This is a genomic window from Spirosoma sp. (genome assembly GCF_026391055.1).
GTDB lineage: Bacteria > Bacteroidota > Bacteroidia > Cytophagales > Spirosomataceae > Spirosoma.
Window position 1 is genome coordinate 22,268 of record NZ_JAPLET010000007.1, and the last position, 22,241, is coordinate 44,508.

Here is a 22,241-nt window from a genome sequence, read left to right on the forward strand (position 1 = left end):
TCCATTAGAAACCAATGGCAACGACCGCAGATATCCGTAACGGATTGGTTCTTAATTACAACAACGACCTATTTCAAATAACTGAATTTCAGCACGTAAAGCCAGGCAAAGGGGCAGCTTTCGTTCGTACGAAATTGAAAAGCCTGACAACAGGCCGGGTAATTGACAATACCTTCAACTCAGGGGCGACAATTTATCCCGTTCGTGTGGAGCGTCGGAAATTCCAATACCTTTACAAAGACGAAGCCGGGTTTAACTTTATGGACCAGGAATCGTTTGATCAGATTAACCTCGACGAAAAACTCGTGGACGGTGCGGATCTGATGAAAGAAGGTCAGGAAGTTGAAATTTTGATCAATGCAGACAGCGATACACCGCTTTCGTGCGAGTTGCCTCCATTTGTTGAACTGGAAGTAACCTACGCTGAGCCGGGTATTAAAGGTGATACCGCTAATAGCCCTAAAAAGCGGGTTGAAGTAGAGTCGGGAGCTAAAATCATGGTGCCCCTCTTTATTGAATCTGGTCAGAAAATCCGCGTTGATACCCGTACCCGAGATTACGTAGAACGAGTGAAATAACCGAGGAGTCAGGAGCGAGAAGCGAGGAGTGAGAAGACACGATGTCTGGCTCTGCTCCTCACTCCTCACTCCTCGCTTCTCACTCCTGAACTATGAGCACACAAGACATACAGCAACTTATCGACTTCATCTCGCAATCTGGTTTAGACGAGGTTAACATCGAAACCACTGACCTGAAAATCAGCGTCAAGCGTTATGGTTCCGGCGCACCAGTAGCCGCAGCGCCAGCCGCATCAGTAGCCGTAGCACCGGCCCCTGTACAACAGGCAGTAGCTACTCCGGCGGCACCCGTTGCCACGCCCGTTGCTCCTAAAGCGGATACCTCGAACTACATCACGATCAAGTCACCAATGATTGGTACATTCTACCGGTCGGCCAGCCCCGAGTCGCCGATGTTCGTTGAAGTTGGCGATACCGTGAGTGAGGGCAAAGTGGTTTGTATCATTGAAGCCATGAAACTGTTCAACGAAATCGAGTCGGAAGTTTCGGGCCGCATCGTGAAAATTCTCGTTGAGAACGCCACGCCAGTCGAATACGACCAGCCGCTGTTTTTGGTAGAACCCATCTAATTTAATTAGTGAATGAGTGAATGATTGAATGAGTGAATGAATAGTTGATTTAGAATTATTCATTCACTCATTCAATCATTCGCTCATTCACCATTTATATCATGTTCAAGAAAATTTTAATTGCCAATCGGGGAGAGATCGCGTTGCGGATTATCCGCACGTGTCGTGAAATGGGTATTAAAACGGTAGCCGTCTATTCGACTGCCGACCGCGATAGCCTGCACGTACGTTTCGCCGATGAGGCCGTTTGCATTGGTCCGCCCATCAGCAAACAATCATATCTAAGTATTCCCAGTATCATTTCGGCGGCCGAAGTAACCGGTGCCGACGCCATTCACCCCGGCTACGGGTTCCTCTCCGAAAACGCTGAATTTTCCCAGATCTGCGCCGACTACGGTATCAAATTCATTGGTGCTACGGCCGAGCAGATCAATGGTATGGGCGATAAATCGACGGCCAAAGCCACGATGAAAGCCGCCGGCGTTCCGGTTATTCCCGGTTCTGACGGTTTGCTGGAGTCGGTGGAGCAGGGTAAGAGATTATCCACCGAAATGGGCTATCCGGTTATCGTAAAAGCAACTGCCGGTGGTGGTGGACGTGGTATGCGGATCGTTCGGTCGGAAGATGAATTCGAAAAAGCCTGGAACGACGCCCGTACCGAAGCTGGAGCGGCTTTTGGCAACGATGGTCTGTATCTGGAAAAATTCGTTGAAGAGCCCCGCCACATCGAGATTCAGATCGTTGGCGACCAGTACGGTAAAGTGTGCCACCTGTCGGAGCGGGATTGTTCCATCCAGCGTCGGCACCAGAAGCTGATTGAGGAGACGCCCTCGCCGGTTGTATCGCCCGAACTTCGGGAGAAGATGGGTGCTGCAGCTATCAAGGGAGCGCAGGCCATCGGCTATGAAGGAGCCGGAACGGTCGAGTTCCTGGTCGATAAGCACGGGGATTTCTACTTCATGGAGATGAATACCCGGATTCAGGTGGAGCATCCGATTACTGAAGAGGTAACGGATTTCGACCTGATTAAAGAGCAGATCAAAGTAGCCGCCGGGGCTGAAATTTCGGGCCGTAATTACACCCCGAAACTGTTCGCCATGGAGTGCCGGATCAACGCAGAAGACCCTGCCAACGGATTCCGGCCATCGCCCGGCAAAATCACGAACCTGCACTTCCCCGGTGGGCACGGTGTTCGGATCGATAGCCACGTGTACAGCGGCTACACCATTCCACCCAATTACGACTCCATGATTGCCAAGCTGATCGTGTCGGGTCAATCGCGGGAAGAGGTAATTACGCGGATGAAGCGGGCGTTGCAGGAGTTTGTGATCGAAGGCATCAAAACCACGATACCGTTCCACATCCGACTGATGGACGATCCTAAATTTCAGTCCGGTCAGTTTACAACCGCCTTCCTGGAAACATTCGATTTCAGTAAGATATAGTAGCTTGTAAGATTCACGGCTACAGACTATACATTAGAAAAAACGGGGTGTCTTGCTTTAGTGACAAGACACCCCGTTTTTTTGTACTTACTGCATGAATCACCTCGCTACGGCCGATTACATCGTTTTCTTCGTTTACTTCATTATTGTTGTTGGGTATGGTTACTGGGTCTATCGGCGCAAACGCCAAGCCCAGATGAACACGACCGACTTTTTTCTGGCCGAAGGGTCATTGACCTGGTGGGCCATTGGAGCGTCCCTGATCGCGTCAAATATTTCAGCCGAGCACTTTATTGGCATGGCGGGTTCCGGATTTGCTATGGGCCTGGCCATATCGTCCTACGAATGGTTTGCTGCTGCTACGCTGATTATCGTTGCCGTATTTTTTATCCCGATCTACCTCCGGAATCATATTTATACCATGCCGCAGTTTCTGGCGCAGCGGTATAGCGATACCGTTAGTACCATTCTGGCGGTGTTCTGGCTGGTAGTTTATGTGTTGGTGAATCTTACCTCCATTCTGTACCTCGGTGCTATTGCCATCGAATCGCTGGTGGGTATTTCGTTTACGACCTGCACCATTGGACTGGCTCTATTCGCTATTTTTATCACACTGGGCGGCATGAAGGTGATTGGCTATACCGATGTCATTCAGGTGGTTGTGCTGATCTTCGGCGGTCTGGTCGTCACCTATCTGGCTTTGCAGCTGGTGGCGCAGGAGTCGGGTATCTCGGGCGTCTGGACAGGTTTAGTTACTATAAAGGAGCAGGCCGATAGCCATTTTCATATGTTTTTCCCGAAAGGGCATCCCCATTATGAGGTTTTACCTGGTATGGCCTTGGTTACGGGAGGTATGTGGATCAATAACCTATCGTACTGGGGCTGTAACCAGTACATCGTTCAACGGGCGCTGGGGGCTGATCTGAAGACGGCCCGTTCCGGGATTCTGTTTGCCGCTTTCCTGAAACTCTTTATCCCGGTTATTGTGGTTATCCCCGGTATCGCTGCCTTTGTCTTGTACCAGAGTGGTCCCTTTCATGATGCCATGACCGATGCATCGGGCGTTGTGAAGCCCGACCATGCGTATCCGGTGTTAATGAATCTGTTACCAATCGGTATGAAAGGGCTAGCTTTTGCGGCTCTGACGGCGGCTGTCGTGGCCTCACTAGCGGGCAAGTGCAACTCGATCTCGACGATCTTTACGCTCGATCTCTATAAGAAGTACATCGACAAAACAGCTTCGGAGCAGAAGCTGGTCAACGTGGGGCGATGGGCTATTGTGGCGTCGTTTGCTGTGGCCATTTTGCTGGCTCCCATGCTGCGGTCGCTCGATCAGGTGTACCAGTACATTCAGGAATACACCAACTTCATTACGCCGGGCGTATTTGCCATTTTCCTGCTGGGCTTTTTCTGGAAACGGGCTACGAACCGGGCCGCTATGACGGTGGCCATCCTGACCATCCCCTTCTCGACGCTGCTTAAATTCTGGCCGGAAGTAATGGGTATGTTCGATGTACAGGTGGACACCATTCCCTTTTTGCACCGGACAACGATTGTGTTCTGCATCGATATTGTCCTGATGGTCGTCGTGTCGCTCACCGACCCGGCCGGGTATAAAACCGGCAAAAGCGTTATCGTAGACAAGCAGATGTTCCGGGTAACACCGTCATTCATCATCGGATCGGTTGGGATTCTGGCTATTCTGGCGGTTCTGTACACCAAGTTCTGGTAAGGCCCATGAAACTGGTTTTGCTAGCAGGATTGCTCTATATAAGCCTACCTACGATGGCGCAAGTGCCTAAGCGACTCGACTCTGTTATGCGGTCAATGAACGCACCGACTGAGCCGGGAGCCGTCCTGCTGGTACGGGTAAATGGAAAAACGATCTGTAGAAACGGTTATGGGCTGGCAAACGCCAAGACTAAGGCGCTTATTACGCCCGAAACCAACTTCAGGATGGCCTCTATTTCCAAACAGTTTACGGCCATGAGCATTTTATTGCTGGAAAAAGATGGAAAGCTATCGGTCGATGATCCATTAACCCGTTTCTTCCCGGAATTTAACCTGCAGGTAGGAAAGAAAGTACGAATTCGCCACTTGCTAACGCACACATCAGGCATTCTCGACTACGAAGCGGTGATGAACCCACAACAACGGGAACAACTGCTGGATATCGACGTGCTGACGCTGATCAAAAATCGGGATTCGCTCTATTTCGAGCCGGGTACGCAGTTTCGGTACAGTAATTCGGCTTACTGTCTGCTGGCGCTGGTCATTGAAAAGGCCTCCGGGCAGTCGTTTGCGTCATTCATTAAACAGCGGATTTTTCAGCCCCTGCAAATGAATCAGTCGACGGTTTATGAAGCCGGAAGACCGATCAGAAGCCGGGCGATGGGTTACCGGAAAGAGGGTGGAAAATTCGTTTTCTCAGATCAAAGTGTCACAAGTGCAACCAAGGGAGATGGGGGCGTGTATACGTCCCTCACCGACTATAAAAAATGGATGGATGCGCTTGAAACCAACAAACTGCTTGATCTGAAAGCCGCACTGGCACGAACGGGCAAGGCGATTCCACAAACGGGCGATAGCTTTTACGGAGCTGGGTGGTTTTACCGGCAGCCCGAAAATCCAATGCTGTTTCACTCCGGGAGTACCTGTGGCTTCAACAATTACGTTGTGAGTATACCCTCGGAACGGTTTTTGATGGTTTGTTTTTCAAACAAAGCGAATAACAAACCGAATGCATTGGCCATTATAAATATACTGGCCGAGTCCGGTTATGCGAAGCTGGCCGATATACTGGCTTTGGATGATCTGACACAGTAATAAATTTCGACATAACTTTTGTTCTATGTTGCTGGTTGACAGCAATAAACTTTTAAATTTGCTCCCTTAACTATTCTTGGACATGATCAGCGAAACTGCCCCTCTTGCCAGCCTCGATCAGTGGGAAGACGACATCCTCAGTCGCTACCCCGAGCCTGAACACAAATCGAAAGAAGATTACCGGAATTATGACTCGCCTGAGCGGGATACCGTACGGGAGTTTTACCGGTTAAATCACACCTACCAGACCTACGATTTTGTGCGGGAGAAGGAGCGCGAGTTTCTGAAGTTCGATAAAAAAGAACTGCCGGTTTGGGGCGCTATGGAGTTTTTGAACACCCTTGTCGACGATTCCGACCCCGACACTGACCTTGACCAGCTTCAGCACCTGCTCCAAACCGCCGAAGCCATCCGCGCCGACGGTCACCCCGATTGGTTCGTCCTGACGGGCTTTGTACACGACATGGGCAAAGTGCTCTGCCTGTTCGGAGAACCCCAGTGGGCCGTGGTAGGGGATACCTTCCCGGTGGGTTGCCAGCACTCCGACAAGATCGTTTATCCCGAATACTTCGCCAACAATCCCGATTCACGGGATGAGCGGTACAATACGAAATATGGCGTGTATGAGCCAAACTGTGGCCTTCGCAACGTGCATATGTCATGGGGGCACGATGAGTACCTGTACCAGATCATGAAAGACTATATGCCCGAACCGGCTCTGTACATGATGCGGTACCACTCGTTCTATTCGCAGCACCGCGAGGAGTCATACAATCACCTGATGGATGAGCACGACCATGAGATGTTCAAGTGGGTACGGAAATTCAATCCATACGATTTGTATTCAAAAAGTCCGAAACCACCAGTCGTGAGCGAATTGAAACCTTATTATGAAGATTTAATAGCTAAGTATTTGCCAGCAACGCTGAAGTTGTAACCACTTCTTTTTTATAGTTGTACAAAGAAGACTGGCACCGTAAAACAAGGCTGTATGTACCTGGAGATCGCATTGAGCAGGTTGAGAAACAAAACAAGATGACCGCTCATTCGGTGGCTGACCTTACGGTTGATGTACGCGCTATTCGCCGGGATGTTAAACAAGTCAATGCCCGACTTGATAATCCAGAAGCGGATGTGAGCATCCTCAAGCAGGATGTAATGATCCTGAAGCAGGACGTGAGTGAACTCAAACAGGACGTAGGTACTATTAAGCAAACCTTACAACTGGTCTTGGCTTATTTGCACGAAAAGCTACCGTAAATAAGCCGCTACGATGTAATTTGAAGGCACAACGCGTACAAAGCTAATTTGTAGGCGTTGTGCCTTTTGGTTTAACTCCCCGCCAATGCTTCTCTTTTTCATAACCCTGTATTTACTCTCCAACGTAGCCGTCGGTGCGTGGGCCGCCCGGCGGGTAACTACTTCTCAGGATTTTGTTCTGGCCGGACGGCGATTACCGTTGTTACTGGCCGCTTCTGTAACCTTTGCTACCTGGTTCGGTTCGGAGACCATTATGGGAGCGCCCGCTATGTTTGTGGAGGGGGGCTTTCTGGCGGTTATCGAAGAACCGTTCGGTTCTGCGTTGTGCCTGTTTCTGGTTGGTGCCTTCTTTGCCCGGCCTCTCTACCGGCTCAATATCACGACCTTCTGTGACTATTTCCGCATCCGATTCGGGCGGTCGGCGGAGTTGTTATCGGCCATTATGGTCATTCCCTCTTACTTTAGCTGGATTTCAGCGCAGTTGGTTGCCATTGGTATCGTACTGAGTGTGGTGACCGACATTCCGCGTGAGTACTGCATTGTTGGCAGCGCGGCAATTGTTATGGCCTACACCCTGCTGGGAGGCATGTGGTCTATTTCGATTACTGATTTTTTTCATAACCTTATTATCATTCTGGCCTTAGCCGTGCTGGGCGTTATGCTCTGGAATGAAGTCGGCGGTTGGGAAACGATCGAGAAACGAACACCGGCGGGATTCTTCCGTTTTCTGCCTCAGTCAACGACAAAAGACTGGCTGGCTTATGGAGCGGCCTGGATAACCATAGGTCTGGGGTCCATTCCGCAGCAGGACGTTTTCCAGCGCGTGATGGCCGCCAAAACGGAAAAAACGGCAGTTCGGGCGTCTTTTCTGGCTTCGGGCATGTATCTTACTATTGCCATGCTGCCGTTATTTATTGCTCTAAGTGCCAAACTGCTCCACCCTGATTTGCCGAAAGATAACCAGCTCATTATTCCGAACATGGTCATGCGACATGGTAGCTTACCATTACAGGTGTTGTTCTTTGGGGCCGTAACCTCCGCTATTCTGAGCGTTTCGAGTGGGGCTATTCTGGCCCCGGCAACGGTTTTTGGGGAAAATGTGATGAAGTTTTTCCGACCGGATATCAGCGATAAAGCCTTGTTACAGACGATTCGATGGGCGGTCGTTGTCATCACCGTGATCTGTGTAGGCATGAGTACCACCCGCGATACGAACATCTTCGATCTGGTGGGCGAGTCGTCGGCGTTTAGTCTGGTGTCTTTGTTCGTGCCGTTGGCGGCTGGTATCTACTGGAAAGAGGCCAATTTAACGGGTTGCTTGTATTCGATGCTCGTTGGCTTTGGGGTGTGGTTGACCTGCCTTTGGTTGGATACATGGTATTCGCCCATGCTCTGGGGATTGCTGGCTAGTACAGTCGCTATGATCGTTGGGAGTTTGCTGGGCAGGTCTTCAGGCAGGACGAATTAAGTGTCTTGCCAATAAAAAACAGTTGATGGATACAGTAAAATCAGCTTTCTCAATAGCGGCAATCAGGTTTTAGGACAGACCGGTAATAGATATTTGTATAGGCCAGCACTCAACGGGAAGCGTATGGCGCTTCTTCTAGATGGCAAACTTTATAGTATCTCTAACCAAATCCTATCGTCATGAAACCACTATTGATCACACTACTATTGCTGGCATTTACAACAATTTCACTTTCTGCCTCAGCACAAAACTACAAGCACATTACGCCCGGTGGGGAAATAAAAGACGAACACGGAGCAACCATCGGCAGTATTACCAAAGACCAGATCATTCTTGACAATAAAGGGAAGAAAATCGCCTTTGTCGATACGCAGGGTAATCTTGTTGATGCCAAGACCAATAAAAAGCTGGGGCGTATGGGTAAGGATGGAAAGAATTACTACGATGCGCAGGGCGAAATTGAGTTTAAACTAAAAGAGAACGGTAGTACCTGTGACGTGTATGACGCCAAAGGCAAAAAGATAGGTAATGTCCATAGCAGCATGAAAGGGGCGGCCTGTGCGCTGGCCTGCTTCGAAGAAAGCCACCGAAAAAAAGCGAAATAGGACAGGAGATGAATTTGAAAACGATCGTTTCTCTGGATGTTCCGCAATAAACAAAGGTCATTTGTTTATTGCGGAACATCCAGCAACCGCCGGTGATAGTTAATCTGCCCCAAATGATAACCGAGATGTGTAGCCAGATGCACCAGAAAATAACCTGTCGATGTCGGCTTGTCAAATACTAGTAAGGGATATTCGTCCTCAAGTTGACTATCGGTGACGGTGTCTAGCGCATTACCGACCACAAGAATGGTTTCGTCTACTTTCTCCAGGAGTTCGGCTTTGGGAATGTCTTTCAGCGAAAATTCCAGATCCCGATGCCGAACGTAGCCTGTTTTACCGAGTTCGGCTCCCAAGTAGGTGTTCAGATTACCAATTAAGTGAAGGCAGAGGTTGCCCGCTGAGTTAGCGATACCGTGTTCAATCTGCCAAAGTGTTTCTTCACGTTTATACGCGGCTATTTCGTTCCGTAGACGGGTTAGATCACGATGAAACAAGACCTTCAACGTTTGAGTGAGCATGTGTTTCGGTAGGTTGCTTATATAAAACGGACTTCGGCGGTTGCTGCCTTATTCGAAATACTCCTGCTCAATCCGTCCAACGTAGCCAAGATAAGTGGCGCTGCTGAACCAGGGCTGGAGCCGGGCCCCAATGTTCGGATAGAGATTAAACTTGTCTAGCTCCGCTACGGGTAACCAGACCAGGTCAAGCGCAGTAGTTTCGTCGGGGTTTAGCGTAGGCTCCCCTTTGATATTACGAGCGGCAAAGACTACATGCAGTACATCGTCGTTACGCTCTGTCAACAGCATTTCGCCCGCCAGAATCATCTCACCTATATCGACCGAAACACCCAGTTCCTCCCGAATTTCTCGAATAACCGTTTCCGTCAGAATTTCACCCCGGTCGGGGTTGCCGCCGGGTAAGGCGTAAACATCCTGCCCGCCGTACGAATAGCGCATGAACAAGACTTGGGGCTGGCCATCAACTTGATGCCAGATGAGAGCAGACGGACGAACTTTCATAACAGCAGGCGATAAAATCAGTAAATCCCTGCCAAATTAACAATCGCAGGAGTAATTACCATAGCCGGGGTAACGGGGCGACAAATTACCCGAAACACTTACCACACGGGCCAGCGGTATAACATCGCCAGTCGCTAACTCCAGCGATTCAGCACCATTTTCGGCCAGGAGCTGCTTGATCGTCGCATCGGCTTTGATAAACTCATTCAGGTCTGTCAGATACTCAAGCCGCACAAATTTGCCGGGAATAATAGCAGCCCTGAAGGCCGTTTCATCGGCAGTAAAATCGGAATTAATCAGGTTCGTTTCCATGTCAATAGAACAAACCCCATAAACGAAACGTGCCCCGATTAAAGCCGGGGCACCTTCGTGTTCTTGCCATGTTTGACGTCAGCATGACAAAGGAAAAATTAATAGCCTGCCGTTTCCAACTGCTTCTGAAATTCGCGCAGAATAGTCTCTTTCATGGCGATTTTTCGCTTCTGGGTATTGATCTTATTAAGGATCTGCTTGTCTTCGTCCTTGTTCGGGTCGAGACCATCGGCGTCCTGTAAAGCAAACTGAAGGTCGTTTTTCTCCCGCTTGACCAGGTATTCCATCTCCCGAATCTTCGTCCGAATCTGTTCCGACTGGCTTTTAAGTTCAAACGCTGGGTATTTACGGGTCAATACCCGGCCCAGATAACTCAATTCGAAAATCTTGTCGCAGGCTGCCCGGAAGCGTTCGTTAACAACTTTATCCTGAAGCTTAAACGGCACCCGGATTTCCTTCCAGCTATTGAGCAGCACTTTAGCCCGTTCGGCAGCGGCAAAAATATCCGACTGTTTCGAGAGCTTTTCCGCTTCGTCGGCCATTTTCATCTGTTGCTCGATGCGAGGGTCGATCTTCGGTACGATTACAATGCCTTTCGCGTCGTTATATTTTGCGTAGAACATGGTCGTTGCCTTCTTGAACTGCTTGTAGAGTTTGCCGCTCTTTTTGATGGGCACCTCACCAACCTGTTTCCAGGCATTGTTCAGTTTGCGTACTTCCTGAAAAGCCGCATCCAGATCGCCCAGCCGGTTGGCCCGGAAAGCGAGTCGAATCAGCTCATCATATTTTTCCAGCCGCTCCTGAATAACCTTGTTCTGTTCGTTGAAGAACTCACGTCGGCGGGTAAAGAAGCCATCCAGGAGTTCCTGAAACCGGCCTTCCACTTCAGCCTCTGTCGCTTTGTCGACAGGCCCTGTTTTGATCCACTTTACTTTAATCTCCTGAAGGGCATCGGCTGTGTTACGCCAGTCAGTACTATCGGCTAGAGCTTCAGCTTCGGCGATCAGTGCTCGTTTTATTTCAAGGTTTTTCAGCTGATTGACCGTAATAAGGTCAGCCAGCAGTTTTTCCTGCTCATCCAGGCGCTCGAGGAGGGGAGGGAAATCGCCCAGTGCGTCAAAACCGAGGAGCTTCTTGCGAAGCTGAACCAGTTTTGTCAGATAAGAGCCTTTGTTCTGAGCCTCTTCAATATCTTTTTCTAACTGGCTGACTTTATTCTCAGCGATGATGAAGCGATTCTTGAAATAATCGAGCGCTTCCTGCTCGGTGCGTTTGACTTCGCCAATCTGGCGGTCTTCGTAATTCAGGTAGCCTTTCAAAAATACCTTTCCGTCTTTGACGTAACCGTATTCATCTACCAGTGAAGCGTTTTCCATTACTGTGCTTGGTTAAGGCTGCGCTGTGGGTTAAATTTGAGGATTAATGCTAACCGCAAATCTATCAGAAATTAATGAGCCAGGAAACCATAATTTTCTCTATGGCAGGCGTGAGTAAAAATATTCCGCCTAACCGACAAATCCTAAAGAACATATACCTTTCCTTCTTTTACGGTGCTAAAATTGGTGTTTTAGGGCTTAACGGTTCTGGCAAATCTACTTTATTACGCATCATTGCCGGTATCGATAAAAATTATACCGGCGAAGTCGTTTTCTCGCCCGGCTACTCGGTGGGTATGCTGGAGCAGGAGCCCCAGTTTACGCCCGGACGGACAGTTCGTGAAATTGTTGAAGAGGGCGTTCAGGAAGTAGTTAATCTGTTAAAAGAATTCGACGAGATCAATGAAGCCTTTGGTGACCCCGATGCCGACTTCGATAAACTGATTGCCCGGCAGGGTGAGGTGCAGGAAAAAATCGACCATTTCAACGGCTGGGAACTCGACCAGAAACTGGAACGAGCTATGGATGCCCTGCGCTGCCCCCCGCCCGACGCGCTGATCGACAACCTATCGGGTGGTGAAAAACGGCGGGTGGCGCTTTGCCGTCTGCTGCTTCAACAACCCGATGTTCTGCTGCTCGATGAACCGACCAACCACCTCGATGCAGAATCCGTATTGTGGCTCGAAGAACACCTGCGGTTATATTCGGGAACGGTTATTGCCGTAACCCACGATCGCTATTTCCTCGACAACGTGGCGGGCTGGATTCTCGAACTCGACCGGGGCGAAGGTATCCCCTGGAAAGGCAATTACTCATCCTGGCTGGAGCAGAAGCAAAATCGTCTGGCTAAAGAAGAAAAGACCGAGTCGAAGCGGCAAAAAACGCTTCAACGCGAGTTGGAATGGGTTAAAATGGCTCCCAAAGCCAGGCAGGCAAAATCGAAAGCTCGCCTGGGCGCTTACGAAAAACTCCTTAACGAAGACGCTAAACAGCGCGACGATAAGCTCGAAATTTTTATTCCGGCCGGACCCCGACTAGGGGCGAAAGTTATCGAAGCGGAAGACGTAGCAAAAGCGTTCGGCGACCGGCTTTTGTTTGAACATCTGGGCTTTCGGCTGCCACAGGGCGGCATTGTAGGAATCATTGGTCCCAACGGAGCGGGTAAAACTACGCTCTTCAAATTGATTACCGGTCGTGAAAAGCCCGATGCGGGTACGTTTGATGTAGGCGATACGGTAAAAGTGGCCTACGTCGACCAGGAGCACGACGGCCTTGATCCAAACAAAACCGTTTTTGAGACAATTTCGGGCGGGAATGAGTGGATTATGATGGGCGGAAAGCAATCGAACGCCCGCGCATACGTGAGCCGGTTCAACTTTGCCGGATCGGATCAGGAAAAGAAGATAGGCATGTTGTCGGGTGGTGAGCGTAACCGCGTTCATCTGGCCATGATCCTGAAAGAAGGCGCCAACCTGCTGCTGCTGGATGAGCCCACTAACGATCTGGATGTAAATACTCTTCGGGCTCTTGAAGAAGGCCTGGAAAACTTTGCCGGATGCGCCGTCGTCATCAGCCACGACCGTTGGTTTCTGGACCGTATTGCTACACACATTCTGGCTTTCGAAGGCGACTCACAGGTTTACTGGTTTGAAGGCAACTTCTCGGAATATGAAGAAAACCGACGTAAACGATTAGGTACCGAAGCTACCCCAACCCGCATTAAGTATAAGAAACTGGCGTAGAGCATAATAAAAGAGGGCAGGTATTGATACCTGCCCTCTTTTATTATTACTGACAATTAAAACTTTGGACACGGGAGCTTCTTGCTGCGCCGTTTGACCCCACCCCGGCGCGCTTCCGGTTTGTCGAACACATACGAGAGGGATAACTCGTGTGACCCTCCGCTGTTGCCGAGCGTAGAAATGGTAATATCGTAGCTGTAGCCAATAGAAAATTTTTCCATGCGCCAGCCGATCAGTGCAGCAACGGCATCGTGGTTGTTCAGTGTTTGATTGTACTTCTTAAAGGGAATGCCCCGATAATACGCACCCAAGGTTAGGGGTGAGTACGTCAGGTAAGCACCTATGTCTAACTGGTCATATTTACCCTGATGCTTGTACATCACTACGGGCGAGAAGCTGATCTCGCGGTCCTCTTCGTCGGCCAGGCCCGTAAAGCCGCCCAACGGAATGCGTAACCCGGCCTGAATGCTGGTCTTCATCGGTAATCGCTCCTGATCTCCGGCAAAAAATCCCTGTTCGGGCCGGTTGATATGGTGAGCTGCTGCCCCAATCCAGAACCAGTCGGAGTAGAAAAGGCCGCCGGTCGAAAAGTCCATGTACTTTTTGGTGGGTAATCCTCCCTGTAAGGTTGGGTCGCCGGAGATGCTGCCCGTAATGAAACCCCGGTCGGTAAATTGGTCGCCCGTTGTCAGGCCAAAGTAGTTGATACTTCGGTTTACGTAAGAGCCCTGTAAGCCAAGACGCACAAACGCCGATTCGCTTACCTGAAACTGGTAAGCATATTGCAACCCTATATCTGTAGATTGAATCCTTCCCTGTCCCTGGTTATCGCTTTGAATTAGTAACCCCACACCACTGTTGTACTTTTCGATGAAGTGATCTACACCAACCATCGTTGTCACGTAATTTGTAATGGCCGGCCACTGGTTGCGGTAGTTAGCCGTTATGCGTGGCGCCAGTGCCGAGCCGGCAAATGCCGGGTTCAAATACAGCGGAGCTGCATAAAATTGAGTGAACTGAGGGTCCTGAGCAAAGGCAAGTCGGCTTAGGGTCAGCATCAAAATTGTTAGTATAAATCTGTTAAACATAATGGCTAGAGCAAGGCAAAGACTGGGCCAATAATATTGTTGCAACGTTCGTAACGTAAACGAAGTATTTAGCAGCACAACAACCTCTAAAATTAGTTGGATTTTAGGCGCTTTTGTGGCTGTTGTTAGATAAAATTTTAACGGGACAATGTCGTTTATACTAACGTAATGCCCCTGTTGTTGTTATGTTGAGTATCGAATTTGCGCGGGCGGGCTTCATTCAACGTTTTTCATGTCAATCTTTAATAAGCATATTCGGGTAGTTGGGCTATGGGCTGTGCTGTTTCTGCTGGCCGGGTCAACCGTAGCCTGGGCACAAACAGGTATCAAGGTCAGTGGTAAGTTTTGCATACCGGATCAGGAATGCAAGGCTGATTCGATTACATTTACAGATAGCGTGCTGACGGGTGTAACAAACCGTGCCTGGGACTTTGGAGATGGAACTACGGTCACAAAACAACGGGATTCGACCGCAAAACACGTTTATCAACGGCCTGGCGCATACACTGTCAGATTAACTCGAACAGTGAACGGCGTATCCATAACGTCAACAAGAGATATTAACATTGGCAATCGGCCACAACCATTTGCCAACTGGCGAACGGATACCACTATCTGTAAAGGCGAGGTCATTACGCTAGACCCGTATGCCGGAGGGCCGCCACAGTCGGGCCTACGATTTATATGGTATCCAAAAGGAGATACGACCCAGAGTATACAGGTCGATAGCTCAGGCTGTTACTCTGTTGAGGTTATGAACTCCCTTGGGTGTACCTATCAGGATCGTATCAACGTCGATGTTTGTGGTGAGAAGAAAGAATCGCAGGGTGTAAAGTGGTATTTCGGGCAAAACGCCGGTCTGGATTTTAGTGGCGGGGGCTCGCCACAGCCCATTACGGATGGTAAACTGAATACCATTGAGGGATCGTCGTCCATTGCCAATACCAAGGGCATACTGCTGTTCTATTCTGATGGGATCACCATTTATGACAAAGATGGTAAGCCTATGAAATCCCTGGTGCCAGGCGATACGTTAGCTACTCAAGTGCCATTAGGCGGGAACAAAAACTCAACCCAGTCGGCGTTGATCGTCCCCAAACCAACGTGCCGGGGCTGCGAATACCTGTATTACGTGTATACAACCTCCGAAATTCGTGGGAAAAAGACGCTGACGTATAGTGTAGTCGATATGCGTCAGGATGGAGGGAAAGGAGCTATCGTTGAAAAAAATATTCCGCTCTCCGGACAGAGTACCGAGCAATCGGCATCAGTAGCGAATACCCGCGATTCAACGTACTGGGTTATTACGCGGAAATACGGAACCAACCAGTTCGAAGTTCGCCATCTGACTCGTGGTGATAATGTCGACCCCATAACCTATACCGGCGGTCAGGTTATTGATTCGCTGGCCAATGCCGAAGGGTATATTAAAATTGGTCCGGCCGATACTACCGGTGGAAACAATGGTAACCGGCCCATGGCGGTCGTTATTCCAGGTCCACCCAAGAACTCCATTGACCTTTATACGTTTAACGATTCTACAGGGGTTTTAAAATTTGACCGAACGATCGACATTGGCCCGGCCCCCCCAAAAGCGTATGGGGTAGAGTTTTCGCCAGATGGAAAAAGCTTATATGTGAGTATGCTGGCCGATACCAACGCCGATGGTAGCCAGAAGGGAGCTTCTTATATTCTGAAATATGATTTGAACCAGCGGGATTCTCTGTTGACACGCTCAAAAACGGTTGTCGACAGCAGTACCACACGACAATACGGTTCGCTTCAGATCGGACCTGATGGTCGGATTTATGTAGCTATACAAGGCAGTAAATCGTTGGGTACCATCGAAAATCCAAACGGTGGCTTGCTCGACAGTCTGATCTTTAACCCGTCGGGGCAATCGTTGGGTGGGCAGACCAGTCAGTTAGGTTTGCCAAACCTGGTGGCTAACTTTAACGACCAATCCAGCGGACCGGGGCTTACTTATAGCGACACCTGTGTAAACGCACCAACTGTTTTCCAGATAAGTCCTAACTGCCCCAAGCTGAAAGAGGCATATACCCTGGATTTCGGTGATGGTAGCCGACCAACGTCAACTACATCAACGCAACCAATCACCCACGCCTACAAGACGCCCGGCCAGTATTACGTTAGCTTACAGATTCTGACAAGAACCAGCACCGGAGCAATCTGTAAGGACACGCTTATCAGAGATACCCTGACTATTCTGGAAACCCCACCCGATATAAAGCTGGGGGCCGATACGGCTATTTGTAATAAACAAGGTATAACCCTCGACATAAAAGTACAGGCGAAGGTATACGTCTGGGTGGTTAACGGGGCCGTTGTGAGTAGGCAACGGACCCTGACGCTCACCAGACCCGGCTATTACTTTGCGGTTGGTCTAGCAGCCAATGGCGAGTGCTTTAAAAGTGATACCATTGAAGTACAGATAAAACCGGTACCCTCGCTCGATCTGGGGCCAGATACTCTTTTCTGTTATCGATCGAAGGTCGACGTTACCGTGCCCCAGAAAACCTGGACACAGTTTCAGTGGAGCAACGGTGCCAGTACACAGACCATTTCGGTGAGTACATCCGGCGTCTATTCCGTAACGGCGCAATCGACCGTTAATGGAACGACCTGCGTCAACTCAGACACGATTCGGGTTACGGAGTTGCCCAAAATCATGGTACGGGCGGCTCTAACGGGACCAACAGCCTGTACGTCGACCGATGGCTCTATCGTTCTCACACCTACCCCGGCGGGCAATTACCAGTATGTCTGGACGGGTGTAGACGGTGCTACACTTAAGGATAGTTCGAGGCAACAGGCGAATCTGGCCGAAGGCGGTTACAAGGTGAATGTGACAGATACCCTGCACGAGTGTAAAATCGACACGGCCTTTGTGCTGAAATCACCGGCCAACCAGTTGCAGCTTACACCCAGAGTGAGAGATGCGCTCTGTGCCGTACCTAATAGCGGGACCATTACCCTGACCGTGACGGGAGGCACTCCGGCGACCTATGCCTGGCTGGACGCAACAAACAAAGTCGTATCCACGACGGCTGTATTTGGAGAAGCTGCGCCGGGGTTGTACACGGTGCAGGTGGTCGACACCAAGGGTTGTAAAGCCCTCGAAGACAGCATAAAGGTAGGTCTGGATAGTACAGGCTTCGCCCGGCTGGGGCCTGATACCCTTAAGTGTAACGGCCTCGCCGTAGCCCTTGTGCCCCTTATCGGCGATATACCCGGCAATGTGTATCAATGGAGTACAGGAGCTAGTACGCCAAGCATTTCTGTAACGCAGCCCGGTTCGTATAGTCTCGTGTTGCGAAACACACTAAATGGCTGCGTGGGCCGAAGCAGTGTTCGGGTGGGCGACCGGCCACCACCGGCGTTCTCGTACACTCAGAAGGCGGCTCTGTGTGAGGGAGATCGGGAAACAACCACACTCTCTGCCAGTGGAGCTGCCGGACTATCGTATTTGTGGGTAGGGCGCAATGACACAACCAAAACCATAACGGTTCAGCGGGCGGGCGACTACCCCATTCGGGTTACCGATCCCCTGGGGTGTACAGCTACGGCGGTTGCTAAAGTTCTGAACCTGTGCGAGCCGCGCGTTAATGTGCCGGATGCGTTTACACCGAATAGCGATGGTATGAACGACCTGCTCCAGGTATTTACGGCCTACATTACAGACTACGAATTCCGGATATACAACCGTTGGGGCGAAGTTATATTTTCCAGTAACAATCCCGAGCAAAAATGGGATGGTACCTATAAAGGCAGTACCTATCCATCCATGATTTATCCGTATGTTGTCATCTATAAAAGCGAGTTCTTCCCCGAACGAGACAGGGTTGTAAAGCGAGGTTCCGTACTACTGATTCGCTAGTAAATCTGGCTGTTTTTTCGTAAATTTGAGGTAAACGACCCGGCAAAATCTGCCCGTTTCAGGGCACTTATTGAACAGGGTTTGTCCCAATCAAAACCATGCGAAACGACTTTTTGAAAGGTTCAGCCGACGGGATGACTGCTACCGATAAAGAAATTGAACGGGCCCTCCGGCCGCTCTCGTTCGAAGACTTTACCGGTCAGGCCAAAGCGCTTGAAAACCTTGAGGTCTTTGTTAAAGCCGCCATGCAGCGGGGCGAAGCCCTCGACCATGTGCTGCTTCACGGCCCTCCGGGATTAGGCAAGACAACGCTCTCGCACATTATTGCCAATGAACTGAGTGCAGGGATAAAGATGACCTCCGGTCCCGTACTCGATAAACCCAGTGATCTGGCGGGGCTGCTCACGAATCTACAGCCTAATGACGTTCTATTCATTGACGAAATTCACCGGCTCAACCCCATTGTGGAGGAGTACCTGTATTCGGCAATGGAAGATTACAAGATTGACATTATGCTGGATTCCGGCCCCAATGCCCGAACGGTGCAGATCAAATTGAATCCGTTTACGCTCATTGGCGCTACCACTCGTGCAGGTATGCTGACAGCTCCCTTGCGGGCCCGGTTTGGGATCAGCTCCCGGCTAGAGTATTACGACGCACAGTTGCTCACAACCATTGTTCAACGGTCGGCGGCTATTTTGGGAACGCCCATCGACGAAACGGGCGCGTACGAGATTGCCCGCCGGAGCCGGGGTACACCACGTATTGCCAATAACCTGCTGCGCCGAACACGGGATTTTGCTCAGGTCAAGGGCAATGGTTATATCAACGTCGATATCGCGGAGATTGCCCTTAGCGCCCTTGAGGTGGACCAGAATGGATTAGACGAAATGGATAATCGGATTCTGCTGACCATTATTGAAAAATTCAAGGGAGGGCCAGTCGGCCTGTCGACCATTGCAACGGCCTGTGGCGAGGAGTCGGAAACGATTGAGGAGGTATACGAGCCTTTTCTGATTCAGGAAGGCTTTCTAAAACGAACATCCCGTGGTCGGGAGGCCACAGAGCGGGCCTATATCCACCTGGGTATTGTGCCTCCTTATAAAACAGGGGAGTTGTTCGGGTAAAAAATACTGAAAAGATAAAAAAAGCGCACTAAGACGGTCCGATCGGTCTGTTCTTAGTGCGCTTTGCATTGTAAAAGAGGGCTGTGTTAATTCAAAATTTTGCTCTTATAAATGCATTCAATCACATCAGCTACAGCTGTATCGACTAAAAAGTAGTAGATATTTTTTCCACTGCGCCGAATATCCAGGATTCCTTTGTCACGCATGTTGATCAAATGGTGCGAGATTAAAGACTGTTCGGCGTTAAGGTTTTTATAAATAGCCGATACATTCAATTCTTTATTATCGTTCAACATTTGAATGATTCTAATGCGCAAGGGGTGAGCCACTGCTTTGAGAACATAAGCAGCTTTATCAATTCGCTTTTCGTCGTCAACTAGCTTATCAGTTGCCATAAGAGAGTCTTTAGTCTTTAAGGTATAGTAATGAAAGGTGTTGCATATTAATAAGTAACGCTCTGAAATTGAGCGCTAATTTATTTAATGGTTGTTTTTAAAATCCTATTATAGGATGAATATTTATTAATGTGTGTTATTGGTAACTTTTTGGTAAGAAATGAAAGTCAAAATTAAGGAATTATACTTAATTTTGCTGGTTATTGCCAAATTGTATCTTACCGTGCCAGCTTATCAAGAAGACACCAGCCAAAACAAAGAATGTTCCTACTATCTGCCCAATACTAATCATTTCGCCTAATATAATTGTTGACAATATAATTGTGAATATGGGACCTACACTGGCAATAATTGAGGCATTTCCCGAACCAATTCGTTTAATCCCTTCCGCAATCATAAACGTTGGAACGACAGTAACAAAAATTCCCATGCCCAGCCCCAACACATAAACGGGTTTTGGATAACTCGTAAGGTGTATACCATGCTGGGCAATGCAGTGAATGGAAACGGGGACTGTAGCCGCAATCATAGCGTAACATGTAAACCGCTGCGACCCAATCCGGGCAATCATACCATCGCTGCCCACCAGGTAAATTGCGTAAACCAGGCCGCTTAGAATGACCCAAAACGCTCCCTGTATAATGTCTTTCTGGTGAGCGGTTTCAATATTTCCCCAGAAAGCCAGTAAAATACCACTGTAGGTTAGCCCCAGAGATAGTAACTGCAAGCGGGTTATCGGCCTTTTAAAACTAAGTGCATTGATCAGAAGTACAAACGTGGGGTAAATAAATAATAAAATCCGCTCCAGGCTGGCGGTAATGTAGACTAACCCAAGAAAGTTGAAGAAGCTGGCGAAATAATACCCAGTTATACCTAGCATCAGTAAACTGACCCATTGCTTTCGCGTTAGTTGTACCGGCGGTTGAGTGCGGATCAGGTTAAGTAGAATGAGTACGTAAAAGGGTAGGGCAAATAGCATTCGCAGTGTAAGCAGCGAAATAGCATCAATGGGATATTGATAGGCCAGTTTAATCAATATTCCTTTACAGGCGAAACAGAAAGCAGCCATAAACACGAAAAACGCGCCAAGCCAATACCGGGCGCGAGAAGACTCTACTACCATACTCAATAAAACGTCGTCAGGTTGTATAAAAAAAGGTCAGGAATTAATGAAAAATTCCTGACCCTATTCAGTTGACTCAATAAAACTTATTTCTGCCTGAAGAACACCGTGATGGGGACTCCAGTAAAGTCGAAGTGGTCACGGAGCCGGTTTTCCAGAAAGCGTTGGTACGACTCCTGAACGTACTGGGGCAGATTGCAGAAAAAGATAAACGTGGGCGATGGCGTTGGTACCTGAACCATGTATTTTATCTTCACAAACTTCCCCTTAAGGGACGGTGGCGGATATTTCTCGATCTCGGCCTGCATCGCTTCGTTTAACTTCGATGTTGCTATCTTCTTCGTCTTGTTTTCATAAACTTCCATCGCTTTCTCCATAACCTGGAAAATGCGCTGCTTCTCATGAACCGATGCAAAAATGATAGGTACATAGTCGATTGGCATCATCCGCTGAATCATTTCCTTCCGTATGACATCGGCCGTACGGTGGTCTTTCTCAACGGCGTCCCATTTGTTAACCATGATGACTACACCTTTTTTCGCTTTGATAGCCTGACCAATAATGTTAAGGTCCTGCGCTTCCAGACCACGGGTGGCATCCAGCATAATAATGCATACGTCGGAGTCTTCCATCGCTTTGATCGATCGGAGCACCGAGTAAAATTCGATGTTGGAGTCGACCCGGGCTTTGCGCCGTATACCGGCTGTGTCGGTCAGAATAAAGTCTTTTCCGTACGCTTTATAGCGCGTGTTGATGGCATCGCGGGTGGTACCGGCAATGTTGGTAACAATGCTCCGCTCCTGACCAGTAAGAACATTCAGGAAGGACGATTTGCCCACATTTGGTCGTCCCAGGATCGCAATGCGGGGAATGCCCGCGTCTGGATCTTCGACACCCGGCGTCTGGAAGTGCTTTACCACTTCGTCCAGCAAGTCGCCCGTACCGGTACCCGTCTGCGACGAGATCGGGTAGGGATCACCGAGACCAAGCGCGTAGAACTCGGCGGCTGTGTGCGCCCGCTCGGCCGTTTCAGCTTTATTGGCGACCACATAGACTGGCTTTTTCGACCGGCGCAGTACGTCGGCGAAGTCTTCATCCAGGCCGGTAATGCCCGTTTGGGTATCAACGACGAACAGCAACAGGGTTGATTCCTGGATGGCCATTTCGACCTGTTCGCGAATAGATTCTTCGAATACATCCTCCGAACCCACTACGTACCCACCCGTATCGATGACGGTAAAATATTTGTCGTTCCACTCGGCCGTGCCGTAATGCCGGTCGCGTGTAACGCCACTTTGGTTATCCATGATGGCCTGGCGCTGTTCCGTCAAGCGATTAAACAGCGTGGACTTGCCCACATTCGGGCGGCCAACGATTGCAACTATGTTTGCCATTTTTTTAAGGAGTGAG

20 protein-coding genes are annotated in these 22,241 nt (G+C 49.4%); 12 read left to right on the forward strand and 8 right to left on the reverse strand.

Translation table 11 applies throughout. The features are described 5' to 3' along the window. Positions 1–14 precede the first annotated feature (14 nt). The 9 genes from efp to NT073_RS00780 all read left to right on the forward strand — a co-directional run bounded on the left by efp (position 15) and on the right by NT073_RS00780 (position 8,751). Positions 15–578, forward strand: a complete 564-nt coding sequence (gene efp, locus NT073_RS00740; protein WP_012929719.1) for an elongation factor P — start codon at positions 15–17, stop codon at positions 576–578. A gap of 92 nt (positions 579–670) precedes the next feature. Continuing rightward, entirely contained in the window at positions 671–1,147 is a 477-nt protein-coding gene (accB, locus tag NT073_RS00745; RefSeq protein ID WP_297367244.1) for an acetyl-CoA carboxylase biotin carboxyl carrier protein, read from the forward strand. A 101-nt stretch (positions 1,148–1,248) separates the two neighbouring features. Continuing rightward, the gene (gene accC, locus NT073_RS00750; protein WP_297367247.1) at positions 1,249–2,592 is read left to right on the forward strand and encodes an acetyl-CoA carboxylase biotin carboxylase subunit; all 1,344 of its coding nucleotides are present in this window, start codon (positions 1,249–1,251) and stop codon (positions 2,590–2,592) included. Positions 2,593–2,686: 94 nt separating this feature from the next. After that, a complete protein-coding gene (locus NT073_RS00755) occupies positions 2,687–4,324 on the forward strand; it encodes a sodium/sugar symporter (protein ID WP_297367250.1) in 1,638 nt (545 codons plus the stop codon). Positions 4,325–4,377: 53 nt separating this feature from the next. Beyond that, complete coding sequence (locus NT073_RS00760; protein ID WP_297367253.1) at positions 4,378–5,418, forward strand: serine hydrolase domain-containing protein; 1,041 nt, start codon at positions 4,378–4,380, stop codon at positions 5,416–5,418. A gap of 82 nt (positions 5,419–5,500) precedes the next feature. Then, positions 5,501–6,355, forward strand: coding sequence for an inositol oxygenase family protein (locus tag NT073_RS00765; protein ID WP_297367255.1), 855 nt, complete (start codon positions 5,501–5,503; stop codon positions 6,353–6,355). A gap of 98 nt (positions 6,356–6,453) precedes the next feature. Then, entirely contained in the window at positions 6,454–6,678 is a 225-nt protein-coding gene (locus tag NT073_RS00770) for a hypothetical protein (protein ID WP_297367259.1), read from the forward strand. 85 nt (positions 6,679–6,763) lie between these two features. Beyond that, positions 6,764–8,146, forward strand: a complete 1,383-nt coding sequence (locus NT073_RS00775; RefSeq protein ID WP_297367261.1) for a sodium:solute symporter family protein — start codon at positions 6,764–6,766, stop codon at positions 8,144–8,146. Positions 8,147–8,325: 179 nt separating this feature from the next. After that, positions 8,326–8,751 (forward strand): 5-fold beta-flower protein, encoded by a 426-nt coding sequence (locus NT073_RS00780; protein ID WP_297367264.1) that lies wholly within the window; start codon positions 8,326–8,328, stop codon positions 8,749–8,751. A 65-nt stretch (positions 8,752–8,816) separates the two neighbouring features. Here NT073_RS00780 and NT073_RS00785 read toward each other — a convergent pair whose 3' ends face one another. The 4 genes from NT073_RS00785 to NT073_RS00800 all read right to left on the reverse strand — a co-directional run bounded on the left by NT073_RS00785 (position 8,817) and on the right by NT073_RS00800 (position 11,458). Further along, positions 8,817–9,269: a DinB family protein gene (locus NT073_RS00785; RefSeq protein WP_297367267.1), complete on the reverse strand. Its 453-nt coding sequence runs from the start codon at positions 9,267–9,269 to the stop codon at positions 8,817–8,819. Between the two features lie 48 nt (positions 9,270–9,317). Continuing rightward, positions 9,318–9,770 (reverse strand): NUDIX hydrolase, encoded by a 453-nt coding sequence (locus NT073_RS00790; protein WP_297367270.1) that lies wholly within the window; start codon positions 9,768–9,770, stop codon positions 9,318–9,320. 36 nt (positions 9,771–9,806) lie between these two features. Further along, positions 9,807–10,082 carry a hypothetical protein gene (locus tag NT073_RS00795; protein ID WP_297367273.1) on the reverse strand — a complete coding sequence of 92 codons (276 nt, stop codon included), beginning with the start codon at positions 10,080–10,082 and terminating at the stop codon, positions 9,807–9,809. A 98-nt stretch (positions 10,083–10,180) separates the two neighbouring features. After that, positions 10,181–11,458, reverse strand: coding sequence for a DUF349 domain-containing protein (locus tag NT073_RS00800; RefSeq protein ID WP_012929707.1), 1,278 nt, complete (start codon positions 11,456–11,458; stop codon positions 10,181–10,183). 74 nt (positions 11,459–11,532) lie between these two features. On the opposite strand from NT073_RS00800, the gene ettA reads away from it, so the two are divergent. After that, the gene (gene ettA, locus NT073_RS00805) at positions 11,533–13,200 is read left to right on the forward strand and encodes an energy-dependent translational throttle protein EttA (RefSeq protein WP_297367277.1); all 1,668 of its coding nucleotides are present in this window, start codon (positions 11,533–11,535) and stop codon (positions 13,198–13,200) included. Between the two features lie 56 nt (positions 13,201–13,256). Here the strand turns inward: ettA and NT073_RS00810 are convergent, their stop codons facing one another. Further along, positions 13,257–14,288 carry a type IX secretion system membrane protein PorP/SprF gene (locus tag NT073_RS00810; RefSeq protein WP_297367280.1) on the reverse strand — a complete coding sequence of 344 codons (1,032 nt, stop codon included), beginning with the start codon at positions 14,286–14,288 and terminating at the stop codon, positions 13,257–13,259. A gap of 232 nt (positions 14,289–14,520) precedes the next feature. Between NT073_RS00810 and NT073_RS00815 the strand changes: the two genes are divergently transcribed. Together NT073_RS00815 and ruvB are read left to right on the forward strand one after the other, a co-directional pair. After that, complete coding sequence (locus NT073_RS00815) at positions 14,521–18,186, forward strand: PKD domain-containing protein (RefSeq protein ID WP_297367283.1); 3,666 nt, start codon at positions 14,521–14,523, stop codon at positions 18,184–18,186. Between the two features lie 98 nt (positions 18,187–18,284). Next, on the forward strand, positions 18,285–19,313 hold the full coding sequence (gene ruvB / locus NT073_RS00820; RefSeq protein WP_012929702.1) for a Holliday junction branch migration DNA helicase RuvB: 1,029 nt from the start codon (positions 18,285–18,287) through the stop codon (positions 19,311–19,313). Positions 19,314–19,399: 86 nt separating this feature from the next. Here the strand turns inward: ruvB and NT073_RS00825 are convergent, their stop codons facing one another. From NT073_RS00825 to der, 3 genes are all read right to left on the reverse strand, one after another. Next, complete coding sequence (locus tag NT073_RS00825; RefSeq protein ID WP_012929701.1) at positions 19,400–19,708, reverse strand: metalloregulator ArsR/SmtB family transcription factor; 309 nt, start codon at positions 19,706–19,708, stop codon at positions 19,400–19,402. 187 nt (positions 19,709–19,895) lie between these two features. Then, on the reverse strand, positions 19,896–20,831 hold the full coding sequence (locus tag NT073_RS00830; RefSeq protein WP_297367289.1) for a DMT family transporter: 936 nt from the start codon (positions 20,829–20,831) through the stop codon (positions 19,896–19,898). Between the two features lie 86 nt (positions 20,832–20,917). Further along, positions 20,918–22,225, reverse strand: coding sequence for a ribosome biogenesis GTPase Der (gene der, locus NT073_RS00835; RefSeq protein WP_297367292.1), 1,308 nt, complete (start codon positions 22,223–22,225; stop codon positions 20,918–20,920). Between the last annotated feature and the right edge of the window lie 16 nt (positions 22,226–22,241).

Excerpts from the sequence above, each read along its gene's own strand:
- efp (WP_012929719.1), top strand. The coding sequence starts at position 15 with ATGGCAACGACCGCAGATATCCGTAACGGATTGGTTCTTAATTACAAC.
- accB (WP_297367244.1), top strand. The coding sequence starts at position 671 with ATGAGCACACAAGACATACAGCAACTTATCGACTTCATCTCGCAATCT.
- accC (WP_297367247.1), top strand. The coding sequence starts at position 1,249 with ATGTTCAAGAAAATTTTAATTGCCAATCGGGGAGAGATCGCGTTGCGG.
- NT073_RS00755 (WP_297367250.1), top strand. The coding sequence starts at position 2,687 with ATGAATCACCTCGCTACGGCCGATTACATCGTTTTCTTCGTTTACTTC.
- NT073_RS00760 (WP_297367253.1), top strand. The coding sequence starts at position 4,378 with ATGGCGCAAGTGCCTAAGCGACTCGACTCTGTTATGCGGTCAATGAAC.
- NT073_RS00765 (WP_297367255.1), top strand. The coding sequence starts at position 5,501 with ATGATCAGCGAAACTGCCCCTCTTGCCAGCCTCGATCAGTGGGAAGAC.
- NT073_RS00770 (WP_297367259.1), top strand. The coding sequence starts at position 6,454 with ATGACCGCTCATTCGGTGGCTGACCTTACGGTTGATGTACGCGCTATT.
- NT073_RS00775 (WP_297367261.1), top strand. The coding sequence starts at position 6,764 with ATGCTTCTCTTTTTCATAACCCTGTATTTACTCTCCAACGTAGCCGTC.
- NT073_RS00780 (WP_297367264.1), top strand. The coding sequence starts at position 8,326 with ATGAAACCACTATTGATCACACTACTATTGCTGGCATTTACAACAATT.
- NT073_RS00785 (WP_297367267.1), bottom strand. The coding sequence starts at position 9,269 with ATGCTCACTCAAACGTTGAAGGTCTTGTTTCATCGTGATCTAACCCGT.
- NT073_RS00790 (WP_297367270.1), bottom strand. The coding sequence starts at position 9,770 with ATGAAAGTTCGTCCGTCTGCTCTCATCTGGCATCAAGTTGATGGCCAG.
- NT073_RS00795 (WP_297367273.1), bottom strand. The coding sequence starts at position 10,082 with ATGGAAACGAACCTGATTAATTCCGATTTTACTGCCGATGAAACGGCC.
- NT073_RS00800 (WP_012929707.1), bottom strand. The coding sequence starts at position 11,458 with ATGGAAAACGCTTCACTGGTAGATGAATACGGTTACGTCAAAGACGGA.
- ettA (WP_297367277.1), top strand. The coding sequence starts at position 11,533 with ATGAGCCAGGAAACCATAATTTTCTCTATGGCAGGCGTGAGTAAAAAT.
- NT073_RS00810 (WP_297367280.1), bottom strand. The coding sequence starts at position 14,288 with ATGTTTAACAGATTTATACTAACAATTTTGATGCTGACCCTAAGCCGA.
- NT073_RS00815 (WP_297367283.1), top strand. The coding sequence starts at position 14,521 with ATGTCAATCTTTAATAAGCATATTCGGGTAGTTGGGCTATGGGCTGTG.
- ruvB (WP_012929702.1), top strand. The coding sequence starts at position 18,285 with ATGCGAAACGACTTTTTGAAAGGTTCAGCCGACGGGATGACTGCTACC.
- NT073_RS00825 (WP_012929701.1), bottom strand. The coding sequence starts at position 19,708 with ATGGCAACTGATAAGCTAGTTGACGACGAAAAGCGAATTGATAAAGCT.
- NT073_RS00830 (WP_297367289.1), bottom strand. The coding sequence starts at position 20,831 with ATGGTAGTAGAGTCTTCTCGCGCCCGGTATTGGCTTGGCGCGTTTTTC.
- der (WP_297367292.1), bottom strand. The coding sequence starts at position 22,225 with ATGGCAAACATAGTTGCAATCGTTGGCCGCCCGAATGTGGGCAAGTCC.